Source organism: Vibrio sp. 10N.247.311.47 (genome assembly GCF_041467535.1).
Lineage (GTDB): Bacteria > Pseudomonadota > Gammaproteobacteria > Enterobacterales > Vibrionaceae > Vibrio > Vibrio crassostreae_C.
Genome location: NZ_JBFSUR010000003.1, coordinates 34459 through 51644, shown reverse-complemented (window position 1 = coordinate 51644; position 17186 = coordinate 34459). Strand labels below are relative to the sequence as shown.

Annotated in this window: 18 protein-coding genes; 13 read left to right on the top strand and 5 right to left on the bottom strand. The window is 44.3% G+C overall.

Annotated features, from left to right (window positions below):
* Positions 1–5 precede the first annotated feature (5 nt).
* The 8 genes from cobU to AB6E51_RS02935 all read left to right on the top strand — a co-directional run bounded on the left by cobU (position 6) and on the right by AB6E51_RS02935 (position 8630).
* Positions 6–626, top strand: a complete 621-nt coding sequence (gene cobU, locus AB6E51_RS02970) for a bifunctional adenosylcobinamide kinase/adenosylcobinamide-phosphate guanylyltransferase (protein WP_229647264.1) — start codon at positions 6–8, stop codon at positions 624–626.
* Between the two features lie 9 nt (positions 627–635).
* Positions 636–1253, top strand: coding sequence for an alpha-ribazole phosphatase family protein (gene cobC / locus AB6E51_RS02965; RefSeq protein ID WP_229647265.1), 618 nt, complete (start codon positions 636–638; stop codon positions 1251–1253).
* A 139-nt stretch (positions 1254–1392) separates the two neighbouring features.
* Positions 1393–3189 (top strand): M3 family oligoendopeptidase, encoded by a 1797-nt coding sequence (locus AB6E51_RS02960; RefSeq protein WP_372058459.1) that lies wholly within the window; start codon positions 1393–1395, stop codon positions 3187–3189.
* 278 nt (positions 3190–3467) lie between these two features.
* Entirely contained in the window at positions 3468–4496 is a 1029-nt protein-coding gene (locus AB6E51_RS02955; RefSeq protein WP_017059157.1) for a succinylglutamate desuccinylase, read from the top strand.
* A gap of 133 nt (positions 4497–4629) precedes the next feature.
* Positions 4630–5625: a vitamin B12 ABC transporter permease BtuC gene (gene btuC / locus AB6E51_RS02950; RefSeq protein WP_017070911.1), complete on the top strand. Its 996-nt coding sequence runs from the start codon at positions 4630–4632 to the stop codon at positions 5623–5625.
* Positions 5612–6370 carry a vitamin B12 ABC transporter ATP-binding protein BtuD gene (gene btuD / locus AB6E51_RS02945; protein ID WP_136974865.1) on the top strand — a complete coding sequence of 253 codons (759 nt, stop codon included), beginning with the start codon at positions 5612–5614 and terminating at the stop codon, positions 6368–6370. The genes btuC and btuD overlap by 14 nt, the downstream gene beginning before the upstream one ends.
* Positions 6371–6428: 58 nt before the next feature.
* Positions 6429–6788 (top strand): DUF6559 family protein, encoded by a 360-nt coding sequence (locus tag AB6E51_RS02940; protein ID WP_017066163.1) that lies wholly within the window; start codon positions 6429–6431, stop codon positions 6786–6788.
* A 375-nt stretch (positions 6789–7163) separates the two neighbouring features.
* Positions 7164–8630, top strand: coding sequence for a lytic polysaccharide monooxygenase (locus tag AB6E51_RS02935; protein ID WP_372058528.1), 1467 nt, complete (start codon positions 7164–7166; stop codon positions 8628–8630).
* Between the two features lie 224 nt (positions 8631–8854).
* Here the strand turns inward: AB6E51_RS02935 and AB6E51_RS02930 are convergent, their stop codons facing one another.
* From AB6E51_RS02930 to AB6E51_RS02920, 3 genes are all read right to left on the bottom strand, one after another.
* Positions 8855–9088 carry a hypothetical protein gene (locus AB6E51_RS02930; protein ID WP_017065527.1) on the bottom strand — a complete coding sequence of 78 codons (234 nt, stop codon included), beginning with the start codon at positions 9086–9088 and terminating at the stop codon, positions 8855–8857.
* Positions 9089–9147: 59 nt separating this feature from the next.
* The gene (locus AB6E51_RS02925; RefSeq protein ID WP_017068279.1) at positions 9148–9867 is read right to left on the bottom strand and encodes a hypothetical protein; all 720 of its coding nucleotides are present in this window, start codon (positions 9865–9867) and stop codon (positions 9148–9150) included.
* Positions 9868–9965: 98 nt separating this feature from the next.
* Positions 9966–10805 carry a LysR family transcriptional regulator gene (locus AB6E51_RS02920; protein WP_372058458.1) on the bottom strand — a complete coding sequence of 280 codons (840 nt, stop codon included), beginning with the start codon at positions 10803–10805 and terminating at the stop codon, positions 9966–9968.
* Between the two features lie 193 nt (positions 10806–10998).
* Between AB6E51_RS02920 and gntH the strand changes: the two genes are divergently transcribed.
* The 4 genes from gntH to AB6E51_RS02900 all read left to right on the top strand — a co-directional run bounded on the left by gntH (position 10999) and on the right by AB6E51_RS02900 (position 14558).
* Positions 10999–12624: a guanitoxin biosynthesis MBL fold metallo-hydrolase GntH gene (gntH, locus tag AB6E51_RS02915; RefSeq protein WP_017068281.1), complete on the top strand. Its 1626-nt coding sequence runs from the start codon at positions 10999–11001 to the stop codon at positions 12622–12624.
* A 125-nt stretch (positions 12625–12749) separates the two neighbouring features.
* Entirely contained in the window at positions 12750–13265 is a 516-nt protein-coding gene (locus tag AB6E51_RS02910; RefSeq protein WP_229647271.1) for a hypothetical protein, read from the top strand.
* Positions 13266–13445: 180 nt separating this feature from the next.
* A complete protein-coding gene (locus AB6E51_RS02905; RefSeq protein ID WP_102511367.1) occupies positions 13446–13955 on the top strand; it encodes a hypothetical protein in 510 nt (169 codons plus the stop codon).
* 114 nt (positions 13956–14069) lie between these two features.
* Positions 14070–14558 carry a GNAT family N-acetyltransferase gene (locus AB6E51_RS02900; RefSeq protein WP_050052538.1) on the top strand — a complete coding sequence of 163 codons (489 nt, stop codon included), beginning with the start codon at positions 14070–14072 and terminating at the stop codon, positions 14556–14558.
* 92 nt (positions 14559–14650) lie between these two features.
* Here the strand turns inward: AB6E51_RS02900 and AB6E51_RS02895 are convergent, their stop codons facing one another.
* The gene (locus AB6E51_RS02895; protein WP_372058457.1) at positions 14651–15226 is read right to left on the bottom strand and encodes a nucleoside triphosphate pyrophosphohydrolase family protein; all 576 of its coding nucleotides are present in this window, start codon (positions 15224–15226) and stop codon (positions 14651–14653) included.
* A 213-nt stretch (positions 15227–15439) separates the two neighbouring features.
* On the opposite strand from AB6E51_RS02895, the gene AB6E51_RS02890 reads away from it, so the two are divergent.
* Positions 15440–16510: a diguanylate cyclase domain-containing protein gene (locus AB6E51_RS02890; RefSeq protein WP_372058456.1), complete on the top strand. Its 1071-nt coding sequence runs from the start codon at positions 15440–15442 to the stop codon at positions 16508–16510.
* A gap of 28 nt (positions 16511–16538) precedes the next feature.
* On the opposite strand, the gene AB6E51_RS02885 is transcribed toward AB6E51_RS02890, so the two are convergent.
* On the bottom strand, positions 16539–17105 hold the full coding sequence (locus tag AB6E51_RS02885; protein ID WP_017065531.1) for a DUF1415 domain-containing protein: 567 nt from the start codon (positions 17103–17105) through the stop codon (positions 16539–16541).
* Between the last annotated feature and the right edge of the window lie 81 nt (positions 17106–17186).

Genomic DNA, 17186 nt, shown 5'->3' with positions numbered 1-17186 from the left:
TTCCTATGATCAACACGAGTGAAACTATTCAAGCTAATCAAATTAATCAAGCAAGCCAGCGAAACAGCCATTTGGTATTGGGCGGGGCTCGTTCTGGTAAGTCTAGTTTTGCAGAGCAACAAGCATTATGTGCGCTTGAAGCATGTTCAAATGGACGCCTCAATTATATTGCGACAGCGACATATCTTGATGATGAAATGCGAGAACGAATCGCGCACCATCAACAACGTCGTGGCGAGCAGTGGATTGAGCATGAAGTACCCGTCGAATTAGCCGAAAAACTGCAGTCTTTTGAGAAAGAAGATGTGGTATTGATTGATTGCCTAACCTTGTGGTTGAACAACATCATCTTTGAACTGGGTGATGACGCAACTAATGAACAGGTTGAAGCCGTGGTTGAAGTATTGGTCAAAAGCGTCGAGCAAAGTCCGGCGCAAATTATCATGGTCTCTAACGAAGTCGGTTTAGGTGTGGTGCCGCTGGGTAAAGTGTCTCGCTTGTTTGTGGACAATGCAGGACGAATGAACCAAGCGCTAGCTCGCGTCGTTGAGCGCGTCACGCTGGTTGCTGCCGGATTGCCGCTGCACTTAAAACCATCTAATCACTTGCTTGATATTCAAGGCTAGGTCGCACACATGGTCAATGGAACAACCAAAAACATCTATTTGTTAAGACATGGCAAAGTCGAAGGAAAAGCTGCGCTCAATGGTTTATCTGATGTGCTGGTCAACTCTGATCTTCAAGAACAGATATGTGAGGCACTAACTACACAAGACATTACCTTTGATAGCGTGGTTAGCTCTCCACTAAGACGATGTGGTGATCTCGCGAGCTTGTTTGCAGAGCGTATGTCTGTGCCTTTATCAGTTGCATCGGGTTTTCAGGAAATGAACTTCGGTGAAGTAGATGGTGTCCCATTTGATGAACTTGAAGACAAGTGGGGAATGTTAGAAACCTTTTGGAAAGACCCTGCTAATCATCAATTAACTGGCGCAGAAAGTTTACAGAGCTTCCACGACAGAGTAACTCAAGCTTGGTCGCAACTTTTGAATGATTCAAGTGACAACATATTGTTGGTTACTCATGGTGGTGTGATTCGCATACTGCTAGCGCACTGCCTTAATATTGATTGGAAAAACCCGAGTTTGTACTCGAAGTTATCGATAGAAAACGCATCGATAACGCATATTCAAATCACTCAGTTTGCGCAGAGCTTTATCAGCGTTAAATCGATAGGGCTACCTGTTCTCTGAGTGTTCAAAAAACACAGTTTAAGAATTAACAATCTATTAGAACTGTAAATAGAAATAGAAATAGAAATAGAAGTATAAAGCGGCGTTTACAGCCGCTATACCAGATTGGTATTACTACCTACGTGAAAGGAATTTAGTCATGACAACACCGAGTTGGGATCTAAGCATTGCTTATCGCGATCTTAATGATGCAAAAATCGAACTGGACATTGAACTCATTCAACAATGTATTGAGCTGTTGTACCTACACGTTGAAAAGCGTCATATTATCCTAGCGATGCAAAACGCCATTCAAACTTCTGAAGCGGCAGGCACGTTACTGAGCACAATCAACACCTTCGCTAATTGTCACGCATCGGTAGACGCGACGCACACAGAAGCCAAAGCACTGCTTGGTCGTGTAGCGAAGCTGAACTCTGAAATGTCTCAAGCGTTCAGCCCTTACGAAGATACGCTAATTCACGCAGAACCAGAATTTATTGATGCAGTATTAGAGCATGATAGTGCGGACGTAGCAGGGCAGCGCTTTGCGATTGAAAGCTCTCGTAAGTTATCAAGCAGCCGACTCAGTGTTGCTGAAGAGCAGTTATTGGCAGCGATGAAGGTTGATGGTCGTGACGGATGGGGTCGTTTATACGATAACCTAACCGGATCTTTAAAACTGTCGCTAAAGCTGGACGGTGAAGAGGAAGCCCTAGGCTTTTCACAAGCCGCGAGCCTGTTGTACGGCAGCGAATTCGACAAACAAGAACCAGCATGGCGCGCGGTTCAAGGTGCGATGAAAACGCACCAAGAGTCTTTTGCTTCGATTCTAAATGCATTGGCGGGTTGGCGACTGACTGAAAACAAAAAGCGTTCGAAGATTAGCGATGTGCATTTCCTAGATCCAAGCCTACACGGCAGCCGCATTGTGCCAGAAACGCTAGACACCATGATGTCGGTAGCGAAAGCTAATCGAGCTGTTGGTCAGAAAGCAGGTTTGTTAATGGCAAGAGTTCACGGGCTAGATGAAATGAAGCCTTGGAATCACTTAGCTGCGATGCCGCCGCTGGGTGACGCTGAATCTAAGGTTTACCCATTTGATGAGGCGATCGACGTGATCAAAACTGCGTTCGCTGAAGTAAATCCAGAGATGGCTGATTTTGTCGCTTTGATGGTTGATAATGGTTGGATTGATGCCGCACCAGCAGCCAACAAACGTTTAGGCGCTTACTGCACCAAGTTTGCTGCTACACGCACTCCGCTTGTGTTCATGACATGGAGCGGTAGCCGCTCAGACTTAATGACATTAGCGCACGAGTTAGGCCACGCGTTCCACAACTGGGTGATGAAAGACATGCCGTTGTGCCAAACACGCTACCCAATGACGCTAGCAGAAACCGCTTCGATCTTTGCTGAAAATATCGTTCGAGACCATTTGTTAAAACAAGCACAAACACGTAATGAGAAACTTGAAATGCTGTGGGAAGAGCTTTCTTCTTCTTTGGCATTAATGGTGAACATTCCCGTTCGTTTTGAGTTTGAAAAAGCCTTCTACGAGCAGCGTGAAAAAGGCGAGCTAACGGCTCAGCAGCTGTGTGACTTGATGGAAACGACTTGGAAAGAGTGGTATGGCGATGCAATGACAGAAGCTGACCCTTACTTCTGGGCGAGCAAACTGCATTTCAGCATCTCTCAAGTAAGCTTCTACAACTACCCATACTTGTTCGGTTACCTGTTCAGTAAAGGTGTTTACGCTCAGCGCGATGCGAAAGGTGAGCAATTCTACGGCGATTACGTTTCGTTGCTTCGTGATACGGGCAGCATGATGGCGGAAGAAGTCGTTCAAAAGCACTTAGGAATGGACCTGACTCAAGCTGATTTTTGGCAACAAAGCATCGACATGGTCAAAGTTCAAATCGATGAATTTGAAAGATTGCTCGATCAGGAAGATTAATTGATCTCAATCTGTTCATAGCAGGTAAGAGCTGTGTTAGCTTACGTGGCTCTTATCTTGCTGGCATAACCTGAGATAAGCCGAAACAACCAAAAGTCTCTTTAAATAGAGAAAGTTATTTGGAACAGATGTCGGTTAGTAAAGTCAGCAGGTAATATAAAAATATATGGGTAGTATTTGTGAGTGATAACGGAGTTTCTGTTGATAAGTGCGATCCTAGCAACACAATTTCTATGTACAATTTATTAACATACGGCCGTGCAATTAAGGAGTAGCGCATGACGAAGACCCTCTTTCGCCAATCATTTCTTTTTGACAGCCTAGATCTTGAGCAAGAAGTGTTTGCAGGACAGACCGTACTGAGTAACGGTGTTCAAATTAAGCTTCATCAACGCGGTGTCTTGGAAGTGATTCCCGCGGATTTTAATTCTGAAACCAAGAACATCATTTTTTCAACCGGTGTTCATGGCGACGAAACTTCACCAATGGAGCTGATCGATAAGCTCATTGAGGATATTGAAACAGGTTTCCAAGTAGTAAACGCGAGATGCTTGTTTATCATAGCTCACCCAGAAGCCACTAACGCGCATACTCGTTTTCTTGATGTGAACATGAATCGTCTGTTTGATGAAAAGCAGTACGAGAGCAATCGAGAAGTGGATATCGCGAAGAACTTGAAGTTCTTGGTGACTGAGTTTTACAAAGAAACGGAACCTGCCACTCGTTGGCATCTAGATTTGCACTGTGCAATCCGTTTATCTAAGCATTACTCGTTTGCAGTGAGCCCTAAAGTTCGCCACGAAGTACGCAGTAAAGAGCTGTTTGATTTCATTAACAGTGCGCACGTGGAAGCAGTGTTGTTGTCAAATGCGCCAACCAGTACATTCAGTTGGTACAGTGCTGAAAACTTCGAAGCGCAAGCACTGACAATGGAACTAGGGCAGGTCGCGAGAATTGGTGAGAACCAACTTGATAAGCTAACGGCTTTTGACTTGGCGATGCGTAACTTGATTGCTGAAGTTGAGCCAGAGCATTTACCTAAGCGAACCATCACTTATCGCGTGAGCAGAACCATTGTTCGTTTACATGATGACTTCGATTTCATGTTCTCAGATTCTGTAGAGAACTTTACCGCGTTCAAGCACGGTGAAGTATTCGGTCATGATGGTGATAAACCGTTAATGGCTAAGAATGAAAACGAAGCGGTGGTGTTCCCTAATCGTAATGTTGCTATCGGTCAACGAGCAGCCTTAATGGTGTGTGAAGTTGAAACGCGATTCGACCATGGTCAGCTTGTGTACGATTAATATCGACTCGGGTTTAAACGACGAAAACAACCGCTCAACTGGTTGAAATATCAAGGTTCACATTACGGTGTGAGCCTTGAGTTTATTTGGGGATACAGGTAAGGTTACGCGAACATTTTCAAAGTAGCTTGATATGGATTTCCAACAACTTCTTCACCAAAAACAGCGCAAATGGACTAGAGCCATTTATCTGATGGCAGCACTGCTTGTCGCGCTGAGTGCTATTTACCTAATGGTTGGCGATCTCTTCATTTCCCCTCTGGACACCTTGTCCACGTTAGAACAAAAACTACTGATTGATTTACGCTTACCTCGATTATTAGCAGCTATTGCTATCGGGGCAGGGCTAGCAGTATCTGGCGCAAGCTTACAAGTCTTATTGGGTAACGTATTAGCAGAGCCCGGTGTGCTCGGCATTTCTGGTGGTGCAAGTTTGGCGATGGTTATCGTGCTGTTCTTCTTGCCGTTTGCTCCCACACCAGAACTGTTCATGATTGCCGCCGTTTTAGGCTCGCTCTGTTTCACCGTGATACTGGTGAGCATGGTAAAAACGATGCGACTCACCACGGCTAAATTACTGCTAGTGGGTGTCGCGTTAGGCATTCTTTCTGGCGCGATGGTGACATGGGCGTTCTATTTTAGTGATGACTTAAGTCTACGCTTATTGATGTATTGGCTGATGGGCAGCTTAGGTGGCGTCACTTGGTATCAACACTCGCTCACGTTGGTGATGATCCCCGTGATTATTTGGCTGTGCCTGCAAGGTAGTAAGCTAGATAAGTTAATGATTGGCGAAACGCATGCCGCACAGTTAGGCGTAAACGTACCGAGATTGCGCTGGCGTCTAATTTTCGCCGTGTCTATTTTAGTCGGCTGCGCGGTAGCTTTAGGTGGCGTGATCAGCTTTGTTGGCTTGGTTGTGCCACACTTATTGCGTTTAGCGATTGGTACTGATAACAAATACCTTCTTCCTTTGTCTGCCGTTGCTGGCGCTGCGTTGTTGGTGTTTGCTGATATCTGTGCAAGAACCTTATTAGATTCCGCAGAGCTACCTTTGGGTGTGATGACCACCAGTATCGGTGCGCCTATCTTCATTTGGATGTTAATTAAAAATCATGATTCAAATTAAGAGCCTGAGCGTTGGCGCTCGTTTATTACCACTATCATTTGAGCTCAAGCAAGGGCAGGTGACTCACGTTATCGGCCCGAATGGCAGCGGTAAAAGTACCTTACTCGAATCGATATCTGGCATTGGTGATGGTTACAAAGGTGATATCAAGATCGACGGGCAGGATTTGTCGGAGCTGTCTTTACAAGATTTATCATTGCATCGTGCTTACTTGTGCCAAAGCGCAAGGCCAGCCTTCAACTTAGAAGTGTTCCAATATCTTGCATTGTCACTGCCAAGCTCCTCACACGGCCTTGATGCTGAAATCAACGCAGCTTTGGAAGAAATCAGCCAGATGCTAGACATTGCAGACAAACTTCATCGCTCAATTCAGACACTGTCTGGTGGTGAATGGCAACGCGTACGTTTGGCGGGAATGTGCCTGCAAATTTGGCCGACACTTAACCCATACGCGAAGCTGCTGATCCTCGACGAACCCGCAGCTCCGTTGGATATTGCTCAAGAAGCCTTGTTGTACAAGCTCATTGAACGAGTGGCAGAGAAGGGCATCGCTGTGATCATGGCTAACCATGATTTGAACAGAACACTAAGACACGCAGACCAAGTGTTGTTGCTCGATAAAGGTGTACTTCAAGCATCAGGCTCAGCTGATCAAGTGCTTACCCCTGAGCAGCTAGAGTCCGTGTTCAACACCGAAGTCAAAAGTATCTCAGTCGACAATCAGACCTATCTTTTGTTTGGTTAAAAGACTAATTAGTTAAGCTGCTCATTGGGTTTAAGGCGAGTTAGTACAGGAAGCAAATATGTTTAGATACATCCAAAGAAGAAGAATCAAAAAGGTGATTAAGTCATTGTCTGCAAAGATGGTGAAGAGCTACGGAAGCCGTGATTTCTTCTCTATTGGGCAGGTTGAAACAAGTTCTCGTGAGTTGAGTAAACGCCAACAACAGATTGCTTTAGCCTTGTTTGCGGATCCACAAGATCTTGCTGTTGAATTAGCTCCAACTATTCAGTTGCTGCGTAATGATGTGTCTAATGACTTCTTTGGCGGAGAAGACTACACAGCGCGAGATGTACTTAATCTATTGGGTGGCGGCGGTTGGAAGGGCGGTCGTATGGACGATGACATGTCACATCGCATGGGCATGCATAGCCGTTATTAAATATCTTCTTACTACCTAACGCCTTTATATCCCCAAAGCGGCTTAATCATAAAGCCGCTTTTTTATTCATTCCGAATAATGTTCCCTCAATCAACATAGAATACTGAAACGTCATAATTCGAAGCAACATCATCTATCTACAACGCATTTGTTTGAGTTGTGTGATGCTGATTCCTATCAATATAAAACCCGCTGTTATTGATAAAATTGACGTATATATTTTTCGTTGTTCTTTAAGTCAGAAACTATAAACCTTCGAATTACAGTGCTGGTTGGTTAGTAACCAATTGGTTTTGTGTTTAGGGTGAAATAATAGAGAGTGGGAAAGTGACAACAATAAATAATAATATTCTAAAAATAGCAGTGGGTATGGCTATGCTATCGAGTGTGCCGTCAGTGGCAAATGCTCATGGTTGGTCTGAGTTTCCAAGCGCGCGTCAGAACACGTGTTACGAGCAAGGCGGGATTTGGTCGGGTACACCACCTAATGCTGCGTGTGCTCAAGCAAAAGACATTTCGGGTTCATACCCGTTTGTTCAACGTAACGAGTACGCGAAAAATATCCAAGATTTCAACAACATCAATGCTGTAAAAGCGGCGATTCCTGACGGCACGTTATGTTATGCCAACGATTCGCAAAAACGCGGCATGGGTGCGCCTCATACTGGTTGGACTCGTACCGAGCTAAATACTGGTACGTTTGAATATGTATTCAATGCGACAGCGCCACACAACCCTTCTTTCTGGGAGTTCTACCTAACGAAACCAAACGCGGACCTAAGCAAAGGCCTAGCGTGGGGAGACTTAGATCTTATCCAAGAAGAGGGTAACGTTCCGGTTAATGGCGGCAAGTACCGCATTAATGTCACTATTCCTTCAGACCGTTCTGGCGATGCGATTCTATTCGTTCGTTGGCAACGTGATGATGCTGCGGGCGAAGGCTTCTACAACTGTTCAGACATAACTATCGCGGGTGGCACAACCCCTCCACCAGAGCCGGGTCCAGAGCCTGATCTAGTGCGTGGTGACCTGTTTGTTTCTGACCAGTTTGGCACGCCAGAAATTGGTGATACGGTTAAATACGACATCATCAACAAGTACGGTGAAGTAGCGCGTAGCTTCACCATCGTCATCGACGCTTCAAACGTTAACGATTGGGCTCGTTTGTTGGCTTCAGAAATTAACGGCTGGCATGAAGAGTTTAAAGACGGCGCGATCTTCATTGGTGATTGGCACGCTGAAATGCAGCACTACATGTACTTCCAAAACGATCCTTCACGTAACTTCTTCAACTCAAAAGATAGCCGTGCTTCTGGTCAGTTAACGTTGATTGATGGTGGCGACGGTGGTGTTGAACCATTGAAAGGTGACATCTACGAGCTAGTGAAGAGTGACAATGTAGTCAATGCTGGCGATAAGGTTGTGATTGCAACAAGCGAAGCCGCGACATTGACTCAAACTCAAGGTTCTTCAGTAAGCATCCAAAATAACGGCACGGCTTCTATCGTAGTTGATACCACTGGCATCACTGCAAACGAAACTTTATCGTTTATGGCTAGCTCGATTGAAAGCGACAGTGTTGAAACCTTCACTTTTGAAGTAATTGCCGATGACGGTGGCGTGACACCAGACCCAGATCCAACGCCGGATCCTGATCCGACTCCTGACCCAGACCCTACGCCAGATCCAGGTACGTGGGACTCATCAGCGACTTACCTTGGTGGCGAAGTCGTGACTTACTCGAACCAGTCATGGAAAGCACAATGGTGGGTTCAAGGTGGTACTAACCCTAAAGCGACTTACGAAAATGACAAATGGGGCGTTTGGCGTCCAGCCAACTAATCTTAACTATTGTTAGTTAATTAGCCTTGCAATAATAACCAAGACACCACACTTTTTGACGAGTGTGGTGTCTTTTTTAGCGTCTGCATTTGCGGTTTTGAATGTCATCAGCCTAGAAAAAGTGATTCAGGAACGGAGTCTTAATCACTCAGCACGGCTCTATAAGAAGATGAGAGTTATATAGAAAACAAGAGCTATATAACGTTTTGTAATGTGTTGACGAATTATTTCAGAATAAGGTTTTCTTTAATCTCATCGTTAAGATACCCCTGATCAAAATCTGGTGTCATAAATTCGACGGAGGAGGAGTCTAGATAGCTGGTTTCTAGATAACTCGGCTCTAGATAATGGGGGTCTAAGTGATCAGCACTTACGTAGGTGGGAATCGCAGAAAACAAAACTATACTGATCGCTGCAGCGATATTAATGGCTTTGTTACGTTGAGAAGTAATTTTCATAGTAGTGCCCTCGAAAGGTGGGCAAATCCATCTGCCTATGAGAATTGAATCTGAGATATTTAGAAGTCGTAAGACAAACCAAGTGTGATGATGCTGTCGTTGTCGATCGGGCCCATCGATTGGCCGTTCAAGTAAAGGTCACCTTCGTTGGTGTTGAAATAGGTGTATTTCACGTAGGGTGTCCAGTCGTCGATGCTCTTAGAGAGAACGACTTCGTGTTCATTGGTACGGTAGTCGCCTTGATGAAAGATTACGTTGTCATCGTTGTGGGTAAACCCGCCATTGGATCCATCACTGTTTTCGTGAGTGTATTGATAAGCTAAATCCCAGCCTGCGAGTGAGTACCCAGCACCGGCGATGAACTTATTGGTGTTGATCGTGGTGTCGCTTACATTCTCGAGTACTTGCCCTGACTGGTTATATCCCAATCCACCGAATACATTGAAGTTGTCGTTCACTTGATAATCGATAATACCTTCGATTAATAACTCTTCACCGTTGTCCCATTTACCGAGTTCACCGTATAGGTTGAACGTGAAGGATTCGCTGATGTGAAAGTCGTGTCCGTAACCCGCGGCTAGCCAACCCTGGTCATCAAAACCTATATAGACTTGTCCATTTTCTGAGGTATCGATTAATGCGCCAGCTTCTGTGGTGTAGACACCGTTATCAGCAGCATTAGAGGCAACGTTTTGTTCGATGTAAACTTGAGTCGAAGTCGCAAACGCTGCGCTGCTGAGTAACGTAAGTGGTAGAGCAATAAGGTTAAGCTTTTTCATGGATTCTCCAGTGTCGTTCTATTGAATTAACTTACTGGAGAGTATGTGATTAAACTGAATTTATATTAATAGGGTTAACTTTAGTTAAAACCTCAGTTTCATTTATGTTTTCTTAATGCTGACTTGATTGCTTCACGGGTTTTGATGTGTTGTTCGTCATTAGCATAACGGCGGTGATAGAGCATTCGAAACGTGAGCGATTTTAATTTGATGGGGATAGGGTGAACGCGTAAGCCAAGCGCTGGTGCAAGCATTTCTGCAAAAGAGCGAGTAGAAGCGGCGATATAATCTGTCGTGCTTGCCAAAATCAGCATGCTTGAAATTGAGCTGGTTTCAATTCTGACTTTTCTCGGCTCGATATCGCTCTCTGATAAAAACTCGACCGTGTTCATGTTGGCGCGTTTGATCTTGAGCGCAATATGTTCCTCTTGGAAATACTCTTCTTTACTTAGTGTCTCACCAATTCGAGGGTGGTTGATTCGAGTCAGACACACGGGCTCCTCATCGACGATGGTTTCTTCAATCAATGAGTGTTTCTTACTCGAAAGTACATCAATGACGATATCTACTTTTTGTGCAGTAAGCGCATCAAACAGTTCTTCCTCTTCGAGTGGTGCTTCCGTAAAGCTTACGCCTTCAACCTGGCTAACGAAATGAAGCAAGCTCTCTGTGCAATAGACTTTAAGGTCATTCTTTTGCTGCTCAACCGTTCCAATGATGTTCAATGGGTCTTCTATCTTATTAGCGAGTGATACCGCTGCTCCAGTGGGCGCGATACCTCGTCCTTCTCTCACAAATAAAGCCTTGCCCACGACACCTTCGAGTCTCTTAATCGCCGCGCTTACCGCGGGTTGAGAAATATCGAGCTGCTCTGATGCCACGGTGATAGAGCTGTGTTTGTAAACGGCCAAAAATGTCGTCAGTAGATTAAGGTCCAAATTCAGTTCCCTCTATTCTTATTGCCACTCATCCAAATCATGGTGGAGTCGTTATTAACTCATAAATGAAATGGAGGTTTTAAGTAAAGTTTACACTATATATCAAGGTTCTGTTTATTAATAAACTTGTTTGCATCGGAGTGAGGAAGGAACTTCATTCATTTACTAAATACTCAGACCGATAGGTGAAACTATGAGAACTTTCGCAAAATTATCAATCATCTCTACAGCAATGATCATCACGACAACCGCTTTTGCTGCTGACCCAATGATGCAATACAACACCAAGCAGACTAACTCTGATATTCAAAAACTCGAGAAATTTGAATATCACGAGGGTGAAACTCTTGAAGAGTATCTGAGCACTCAACCTAAGGGGAACTTGTACTCTTCAGAAGAAGAAGTGCTTTCTGTGTTAATGGGCGGTGTAAACAATGGTGACTATCGCAAAGAAACCAATTCAGGTTGGAAAGAAGGCCTGATGTTTGAGGGCATTGCACCTTATGGCGATCACATGGTGTCGGGCGCCAACTGGTTCCCACGCACTGAAGAAGTTCAACCGGATGAAATGCGTGTCACGTTCATGGGAACATCACCAATGATTCGCCCGGGGCAGGCAAACACCTCGATATACGTAGAACTGGGTAACGGCTCTAACTTTGTCTTTGATTTAGGTGAAGGATCAATTGCGAACTACGTAGCGGCGGGTGTCGCGATGAATGAACTCGACCATATTTTCATTACTCACTTGCACGTAGATCATTACGGCTCATTACCTTATCTGTATCAATTTGGTGGTTGGAATGGTCGCTGGGAAAAGCCGCTTAACATTTATGGCCCGAGTGGTGCGACTCCAGAATATGGCACTCGTCATATGATTGAAGGCATGCAACAAATGTTGAACTGGCACACCGATGCATTTGATGTGTTCCCATCAGGCAACGACATTGTGGTTCACGAGTTTGATTTCCGCGACGACGGTGGCGTTATCTATGACCAAGACAATGTGGAAGTGATTCACTGGCGACGCAGTCACGCAAAAGATGGCGCGTCTGGTTACCGCTTAAATTGGACTCAAGATGACGGTCGAGTGCTTTCATTTGTTTGGACAGGAGACGGTCGCCCAACGGAGTTGGATTTGAAATACGCAAAAGGTGCAGACTTGTTCATTACTGAACTGCAAACCGAAACGTTTGGTGTGTCTTCGATTATTCAAGGTGTGCCGCCATTCTTAGCTCGTTACACCGTTGATACTCACCATACGCCAGCGTACGCGGCGGGTTATGTGGCCAATGAAGTACAACCGCGCTTGTTCATGACAACGCACATGACATTCGACCCATATCTCAATGAGGAAACCGTTGCAGAGGTTCGCCACCATTGGCAAGGGCCTTACCACTTCGGTGCGCCAGATGGCATTGTCGTTAACATGACCAAAGATAATGCGTGGGTTCGTGAAGGTATTTTACCTGATTTCCCGAATGCGCGAGCGCCACAATTTGATATGGCAGATGGGTCTGATTTTAGAATTCCATTACCGAAAAATAGCCGTGAAGACATACAAGAACAAGAGATTCGTGATTTAGAGTTAGATCCTAAACTGTACTACCCAGAAGGCTACCATCCAGAGCTGTTAACTGAGTGGCCAGTCGACCGTGACATCGTAATCCCAGCTGAACAAGTACCAGAAGCAATGAAGCAAGGTATGAACACCAAGCAAGAATACATGGATAGAGTGCGTGCTCATCACAATCTTGAGCGCAAATCGGTAAGTCGTCCAACTGAGCCTGGTGAAGGAGCAGGAACAGACAACAAATAGGGTATTTGTAGTGAGGGCTGATATTGCCCTCACATCCTAAAAAGTTAGGTAAATAAACCCATTCTCTTACTCAATCATAAAACTATTGCTTACCACTTCTTTGCTTAGAATATCTGGAGTTCATTATGAAAAAATCAATTTTAGCGGTCGTCATTCTATCTTTAGTGTCAGCGTCTGTTTTCGCTAACGGACAATCCAATGCTCACAACTATCAACCTGGTGCGACGAATAACTCAGAACGTTTAGCGGATATTGATCCTAACTACGAACTGACCTTACCTTCAGAAAAAGAAGGCTACACCATGTATGACAACCAATCCATGTCAGATGGCGGGACCTACACAACGTATGTCAAACCGAATCCTTCCGATGCAATGCATGTGGCCGATGAAGGCTCGCTAAAAATAACGCATGGAGAAGGTGGTGTCATTATGACGGAATACACCACAAAGAATGGGCAACACACGTTTTCAGTGATGTGCGGCTACACCTCGGGTCCATCATACTGGGCTGACGGAAAACCAGCGAAGGTATGTGAAGAGGCGCAAGCACTAGCGGTTGCATTGGAAGCAAAAGGTGAATGGGAGGTGGAGCCAATGACTTACACCATCGCACCAGCAAGAATCGTAGTTGATAAGTGATTTTTGTCTACAGAACGCTCGTTATATCGAGCCTCGTTATCCAACCATATTGATTATTTGTAGTGAGACAGAGGGGTACTCAGGCTGAAATGGTCTTGAAGTTCCCCTTAACTTAGCTCACAAGAAGCTAAGTCAGCCAACTAATCAACTTTGTATTCGAAAATACAGAAGGTCTATCCCATGAAAAATACCATTAAGCTACTGGCTATCGCATGTGTTTTACTTACTCCAATGCTTGTCGCCGCTGCCGAACATAATCACAGTCACAATCATTTTAACCCTGAATTAGAGCAACTTGGCGACGACATTATTGGTCTAACCGTGTGTTACAAAAATGGTCATCTATCAGATGAGAATCAAGAACCTGCTTTCATGAATCTTATCAACCACGCCAATGTAGAAGGTGAGGAGTTGGGGATGTACTACATGGATAAGTTGGGCCCTAAAGCTGAGCAAATCATGAGTGATGACGACGCTCGTCGCTTATGGACTCAAGATTATTGTGCTGATTTGACTGACACTTATTTGGATTCAGATAAGTTAGCTCAAAGATCAAATGAACATCAAAGTCATTCACACGGCCACGATCATGGGCATCACCATAATCATGACCACCATGGACATGGCGATTTAACGCCGGAGGTACTTGAGCAAGATATTGAGAGAGGGCGTTTACTCAGTATCAATTAAGCCCAATAAGATAAGTTCATCTAACCTATTGTTAAATATTCACTATTTGTTAGTGTGTTTAGGTGCACATTGAGGATGTGTTTCATATTTAGCGAAGAAATATTAGGAGTTGCGATGAGTATTATAGTGAGACGGTCTGAACCGTCAGATGCGAAGGGAATAAAAGAAATCTACGAATGCACTAATGCTTATACTGGTACGCTGCAACTCCCAAATCCATCTCTGGAAAGCTGGCAAAAACGAATCTCTAATATGCCTGATAACGTGTACTCGTATGTCGCGATGATCGACGATGAGATTGTTGGCAACTTGGGAATGGAAGTGTGTGTGAATCCAAGAAGACGACATGTGGCTTCATTTGGTATGGGTGTTAAAGACGATGTGTTAGGCAAAGGTGTGGGTAGTCAATTGCTCGCGACCGCAATCGATCTGTGTGATAACTGGATTAACATCAAGCGAATGGAGTTAACGGTGTATACCGATAACGAAAGAGCGATCAGTCTGTATAAGAAGTTTGGTTTCGTGATTGAAGGAGAGTCCGCAGGGTTCGCTTTCAGAAATGGCGAATATGTAGCGGCTTATCATATGGCTCGACTGGTATAGAGCTAAGGTTCGATTGAAAGATAATAAAACGCCACGTTATTTAAACGTGGCGTTTGCTATTTTGGTGCGTTGGTCGGTTTAGACAACCTGTCTTAAGCCGTTAGTGGCTCAAGGTTCGCAGGGCGGTAGTGTACAGATTTTAGTACTTTACCTTGGCGAACTGTCTTGCCTTCAGATACGAAATCTTCCGCACACTTAGCGATGATGTATTCGCCTTTTTGAACCGCCATCAGCTTAATGTTCTGCTCAGCATAGAAAGCTTCTGTTTCAGCGTATTCTTTTTCGTTGCGACATACTTTGCTCATGTTGCTTGAGTGTACTTCGTCCCAGCAAGGTAAGAAGTCAATTGAGCGGTTTTTAGAAACATTCAATAGTAGGTCGATCAGGTAGCTGATTGCTAGGTTGTCTTCAACCTTAGCTTGGCCAAGGTGAACCAGACGCCCCATCAAAACATAAACGCTGTCTACAATAGCGTCCGCTTGTTCGATTTTTGAGTCAGCTTCTGCAAGTTCTGTTAGTTCTTCGATCGCTAGAGAGGTATGTAGCGTATCGCCTTTTTCGTCCATTGTTTCAGGAGCAGCAACAGGCAGATCAAAAGTACTGCGGAACTCTTCAATGTCGCGGTAAAGGTGATCGTAGATTTCTTGGTTTAGTTGAGAAAGGTTCATATTCCTATCCATTTTGTTTCGTTAATGGACCATTTTAACAAAGGTAGTAATGGGGTGCTAACGCAAAGTGGAAGAACGCGACTTTTATTCATTGGACCAATGAGGTATTTTGCATACAAACCAATTGATTATTATGTTTTTTTACACTTTACTCTTCTTAATATACCAAATATTAATGTTGCCATTAACTTCGGCTGCAGTGGGACCCCATTTATGAACCAAGCCAGTGAAAGCGAAATTGTTATACGTCGCTTGTATCAAATCACCAATGATTACCGGAAGGGCTTCGATATTCAGATCGCTCAGCTGCTTATCATGGGGCTTGAACGCTTCAACCTTGATATCGGTATTTTATCTAAAGTCGAGGGTAATACTTACTTAGTTGAACACTCTGTCACACCTGAAGGGGTTGAGCTCAATAGTGGCGATATCTTCGATTATCGTTCAACCTATTGCGAAATTACCTGTAAATCGATTGGTCCTATCTGCATAGAGCATTGTGGTAAACACGATAAGTATGCGAAGCACCCTGCTTACCAGTCTTTTGGCTTGGAGTCTTATATTGGGGTTCCCATTTTCGTTAATGATGAGCTTTATGGCACCTTAAACTTTTCAAGCCCGGCTCCTTATCATCGTGAATTCAAAGAGTTCGATATCGACGTTATGAGGTTAATGGCCTCATGGATCGAAGTGGAACTGGTTAGAAGACAGCAAGAACGAAAACTCAAAGAGCTGAATGAGAAGTTAGAGTACCAAGCTCTGTATGATCCTCTGACCCATTTGCCAAATAGACGTTGCTTGTTCAAAACGTTGAACGCAGAAGTGGAGCAGTTAAAAGGATCTTTAGGAAAGGGAACCTTAGCGGTTGTCGACATCGATTTCTTTAAACAGGTCAATGACACTTATGGCCACCAAATGGGTGATGTTGTCTTAAAGAAAGTGGCGAACGTGCTGAGCAATAACACTCAAGAAGGTGAGTTTGTGGCGCGTTTTGGTGGTGAAGAGTTCATTCTTTGGTATCCAAATAAAACACCAAGTTGTGTTGAAGATAAGTTCATGACTCTTTTACAAGAGATGAAGAAAATCACGCTTGATAGAAAGCCAGTCACTATATCAATCGGTGCGTGTCATTTTGAGTTGAGTACAGGGGATACCAAAGGGGAAAGGATGTCGGCGTTAGATAAGCTAATCAAAGTGGCCGATGAATGCCTGTACATTGCGAAACAAAATGGACGAGATCAGTTCATTTCTCGTCCATACCATCAAGAACGCTCAGGAATATGAGCCATCTTGTTAGCGATTAACTGAACGATTAACTGAACAGGTAAGGGAACAGTTGACGACGTTCTTCCGGCGTTAAGGATTCAACTCTCGCGATATTTGTATCAGGAATCGCTTCAGGGTTAGGGTAGTGCTTCAACACTTTTTCCATACTCGCTTCACGAATCAAATGGTAAACCGGATACGGAGAACGGTTCGTTAGGTTTTCATCGTCTTCTGGATCCGCACCACCAAAGCAATAGTCTGGGTGGAAGGTTGCTACTTGGTAAACGCCTTCCCAATCTTCTTGCTTGATCAACGCTTCAATCCAATCAATGAACATGTTGTAGTCGAAGAAATCTTGCAGCATGTTAGGTACAACCACCAACGTCGTCTCTAATTCTGCGACTGGCGTGTTATCTAACTCTACGAAATGCGTCATGATGTCTTGCAACAACGCTTCTTCCGTATTTGCTTCACTCACAAAGATCTTAATCTGTTTATTACGTTGTGGCTTGGCTGCGAATGGACACAGGTTTAGGCCAATAACGACATCGTCTAACCACTGTTTTACTTGGTCGTGGATGGTTTGAAGATCTGTGCTTTGAGTGTTCGACATAACAGGTTCCGAAATGAAATTTTGCGTAGGATATCAGAACGGACGTCAATCAAAAGCAATAATTGAGTTACAACCTTAGTC

What these genes read in the sequence shown, in the direction of transcription:
- AB6E51_RS02890 (WP_372058456.1), top strand. Translation starts at nt 15,440, where the DNA reads ATGAACCAAGCCAGTGAAAGCGAAATTGTTATACGTCGCTTGTATCAA.
- AB6E51_RS02910 (WP_229647271.1), top strand. Translation starts at nt 12,750, where the DNA reads ATGAAAAAATCAATTTTAGCGGTCGTCATTCTATCTTTAGTGTCAGCG.
- btuD (WP_136974865.1), top strand. Translation starts at nt 5,612, where the DNA reads ATGATTCAAATTAAGAGCCTGAGCGTTGGCGCTCGTTTATTACCACTA.
- AB6E51_RS02960 (WP_372058459.1), top strand. Translation starts at nt 1,393, where the DNA reads ATGACAACACCGAGTTGGGATCTAAGCATTGCTTATCGCGATCTTAAT.
- AB6E51_RS02895 (WP_372058457.1), bottom strand. Translation starts at nt 15,226, where the DNA reads ATGAACCTTTCTCAACTAAACCAAGAAATCTACGATCACCTTTACCGC.
- btuC (WP_017070911.1), top strand. Translation starts at nt 4,630, where the DNA reads ATGGATTTCCAACAACTTCTTCACCAAAAACAGCGCAAATGGACTAGA.
- AB6E51_RS02930 (WP_017065527.1), bottom strand. Translation starts at nt 9,088, where the DNA reads ATGAAAATTACTTCTCAACGTAACAAAGCCATTAATATCGCTGCAGCG.
- cobU (WP_229647264.1), top strand. Translation starts at nt 6, where the DNA reads ATGATCAACACGAGTGAAACTATTCAAGCTAATCAAATTAATCAAGCA.
- AB6E51_RS02955 (WP_017059157.1), top strand. Translation starts at nt 3,468, where the DNA reads ATGACGAAGACCCTCTTTCGCCAATCATTTCTTTTTGACAGCCTAGAT.
- AB6E51_RS02925 (WP_017068279.1), bottom strand. Translation starts at nt 9,867, where the DNA reads ATGAAAAAGCTTAACCTTATTGCTCTACCACTTACGTTACTCAGCAGC.
- cobC (WP_229647265.1), top strand. Translation starts at nt 636, where the DNA reads ATGGTCAATGGAACAACCAAAAACATCTATTTGTTAAGACATGGCAAA.
- AB6E51_RS02940 (WP_017066163.1), top strand. Translation starts at nt 6,429, where the DNA reads ATGTTTAGATACATCCAAAGAAGAAGAATCAAAAAGGTGATTAAGTCA.
- AB6E51_RS02885 (WP_017065531.1), bottom strand. Translation starts at nt 17,105, where the DNA reads ATGTCGAACACTCAAAGCACAGATCTTCAAACCATCCACGACCAAGTA.
- AB6E51_RS02905 (WP_102511367.1), top strand. Translation starts at nt 13,446, where the DNA reads ATGAAAAATACCATTAAGCTACTGGCTATCGCATGTGTTTTACTTACT.
- AB6E51_RS02900 (WP_050052538.1), top strand. Translation starts at nt 14,070, where the DNA reads ATGAGTATTATAGTGAGACGGTCTGAACCGTCAGATGCGAAGGGAATA.
- gntH (WP_017068281.1), top strand. Translation starts at nt 10,999, where the DNA reads ATGAGAACTTTCGCAAAATTATCAATCATCTCTACAGCAATGATCATC.
- AB6E51_RS02935 (WP_372058528.1), top strand. Translation starts at nt 7,164, where the DNA reads ATGCTATCGAGTGTGCCGTCAGTGGCAAATGCTCATGGTTGGTCTGAG.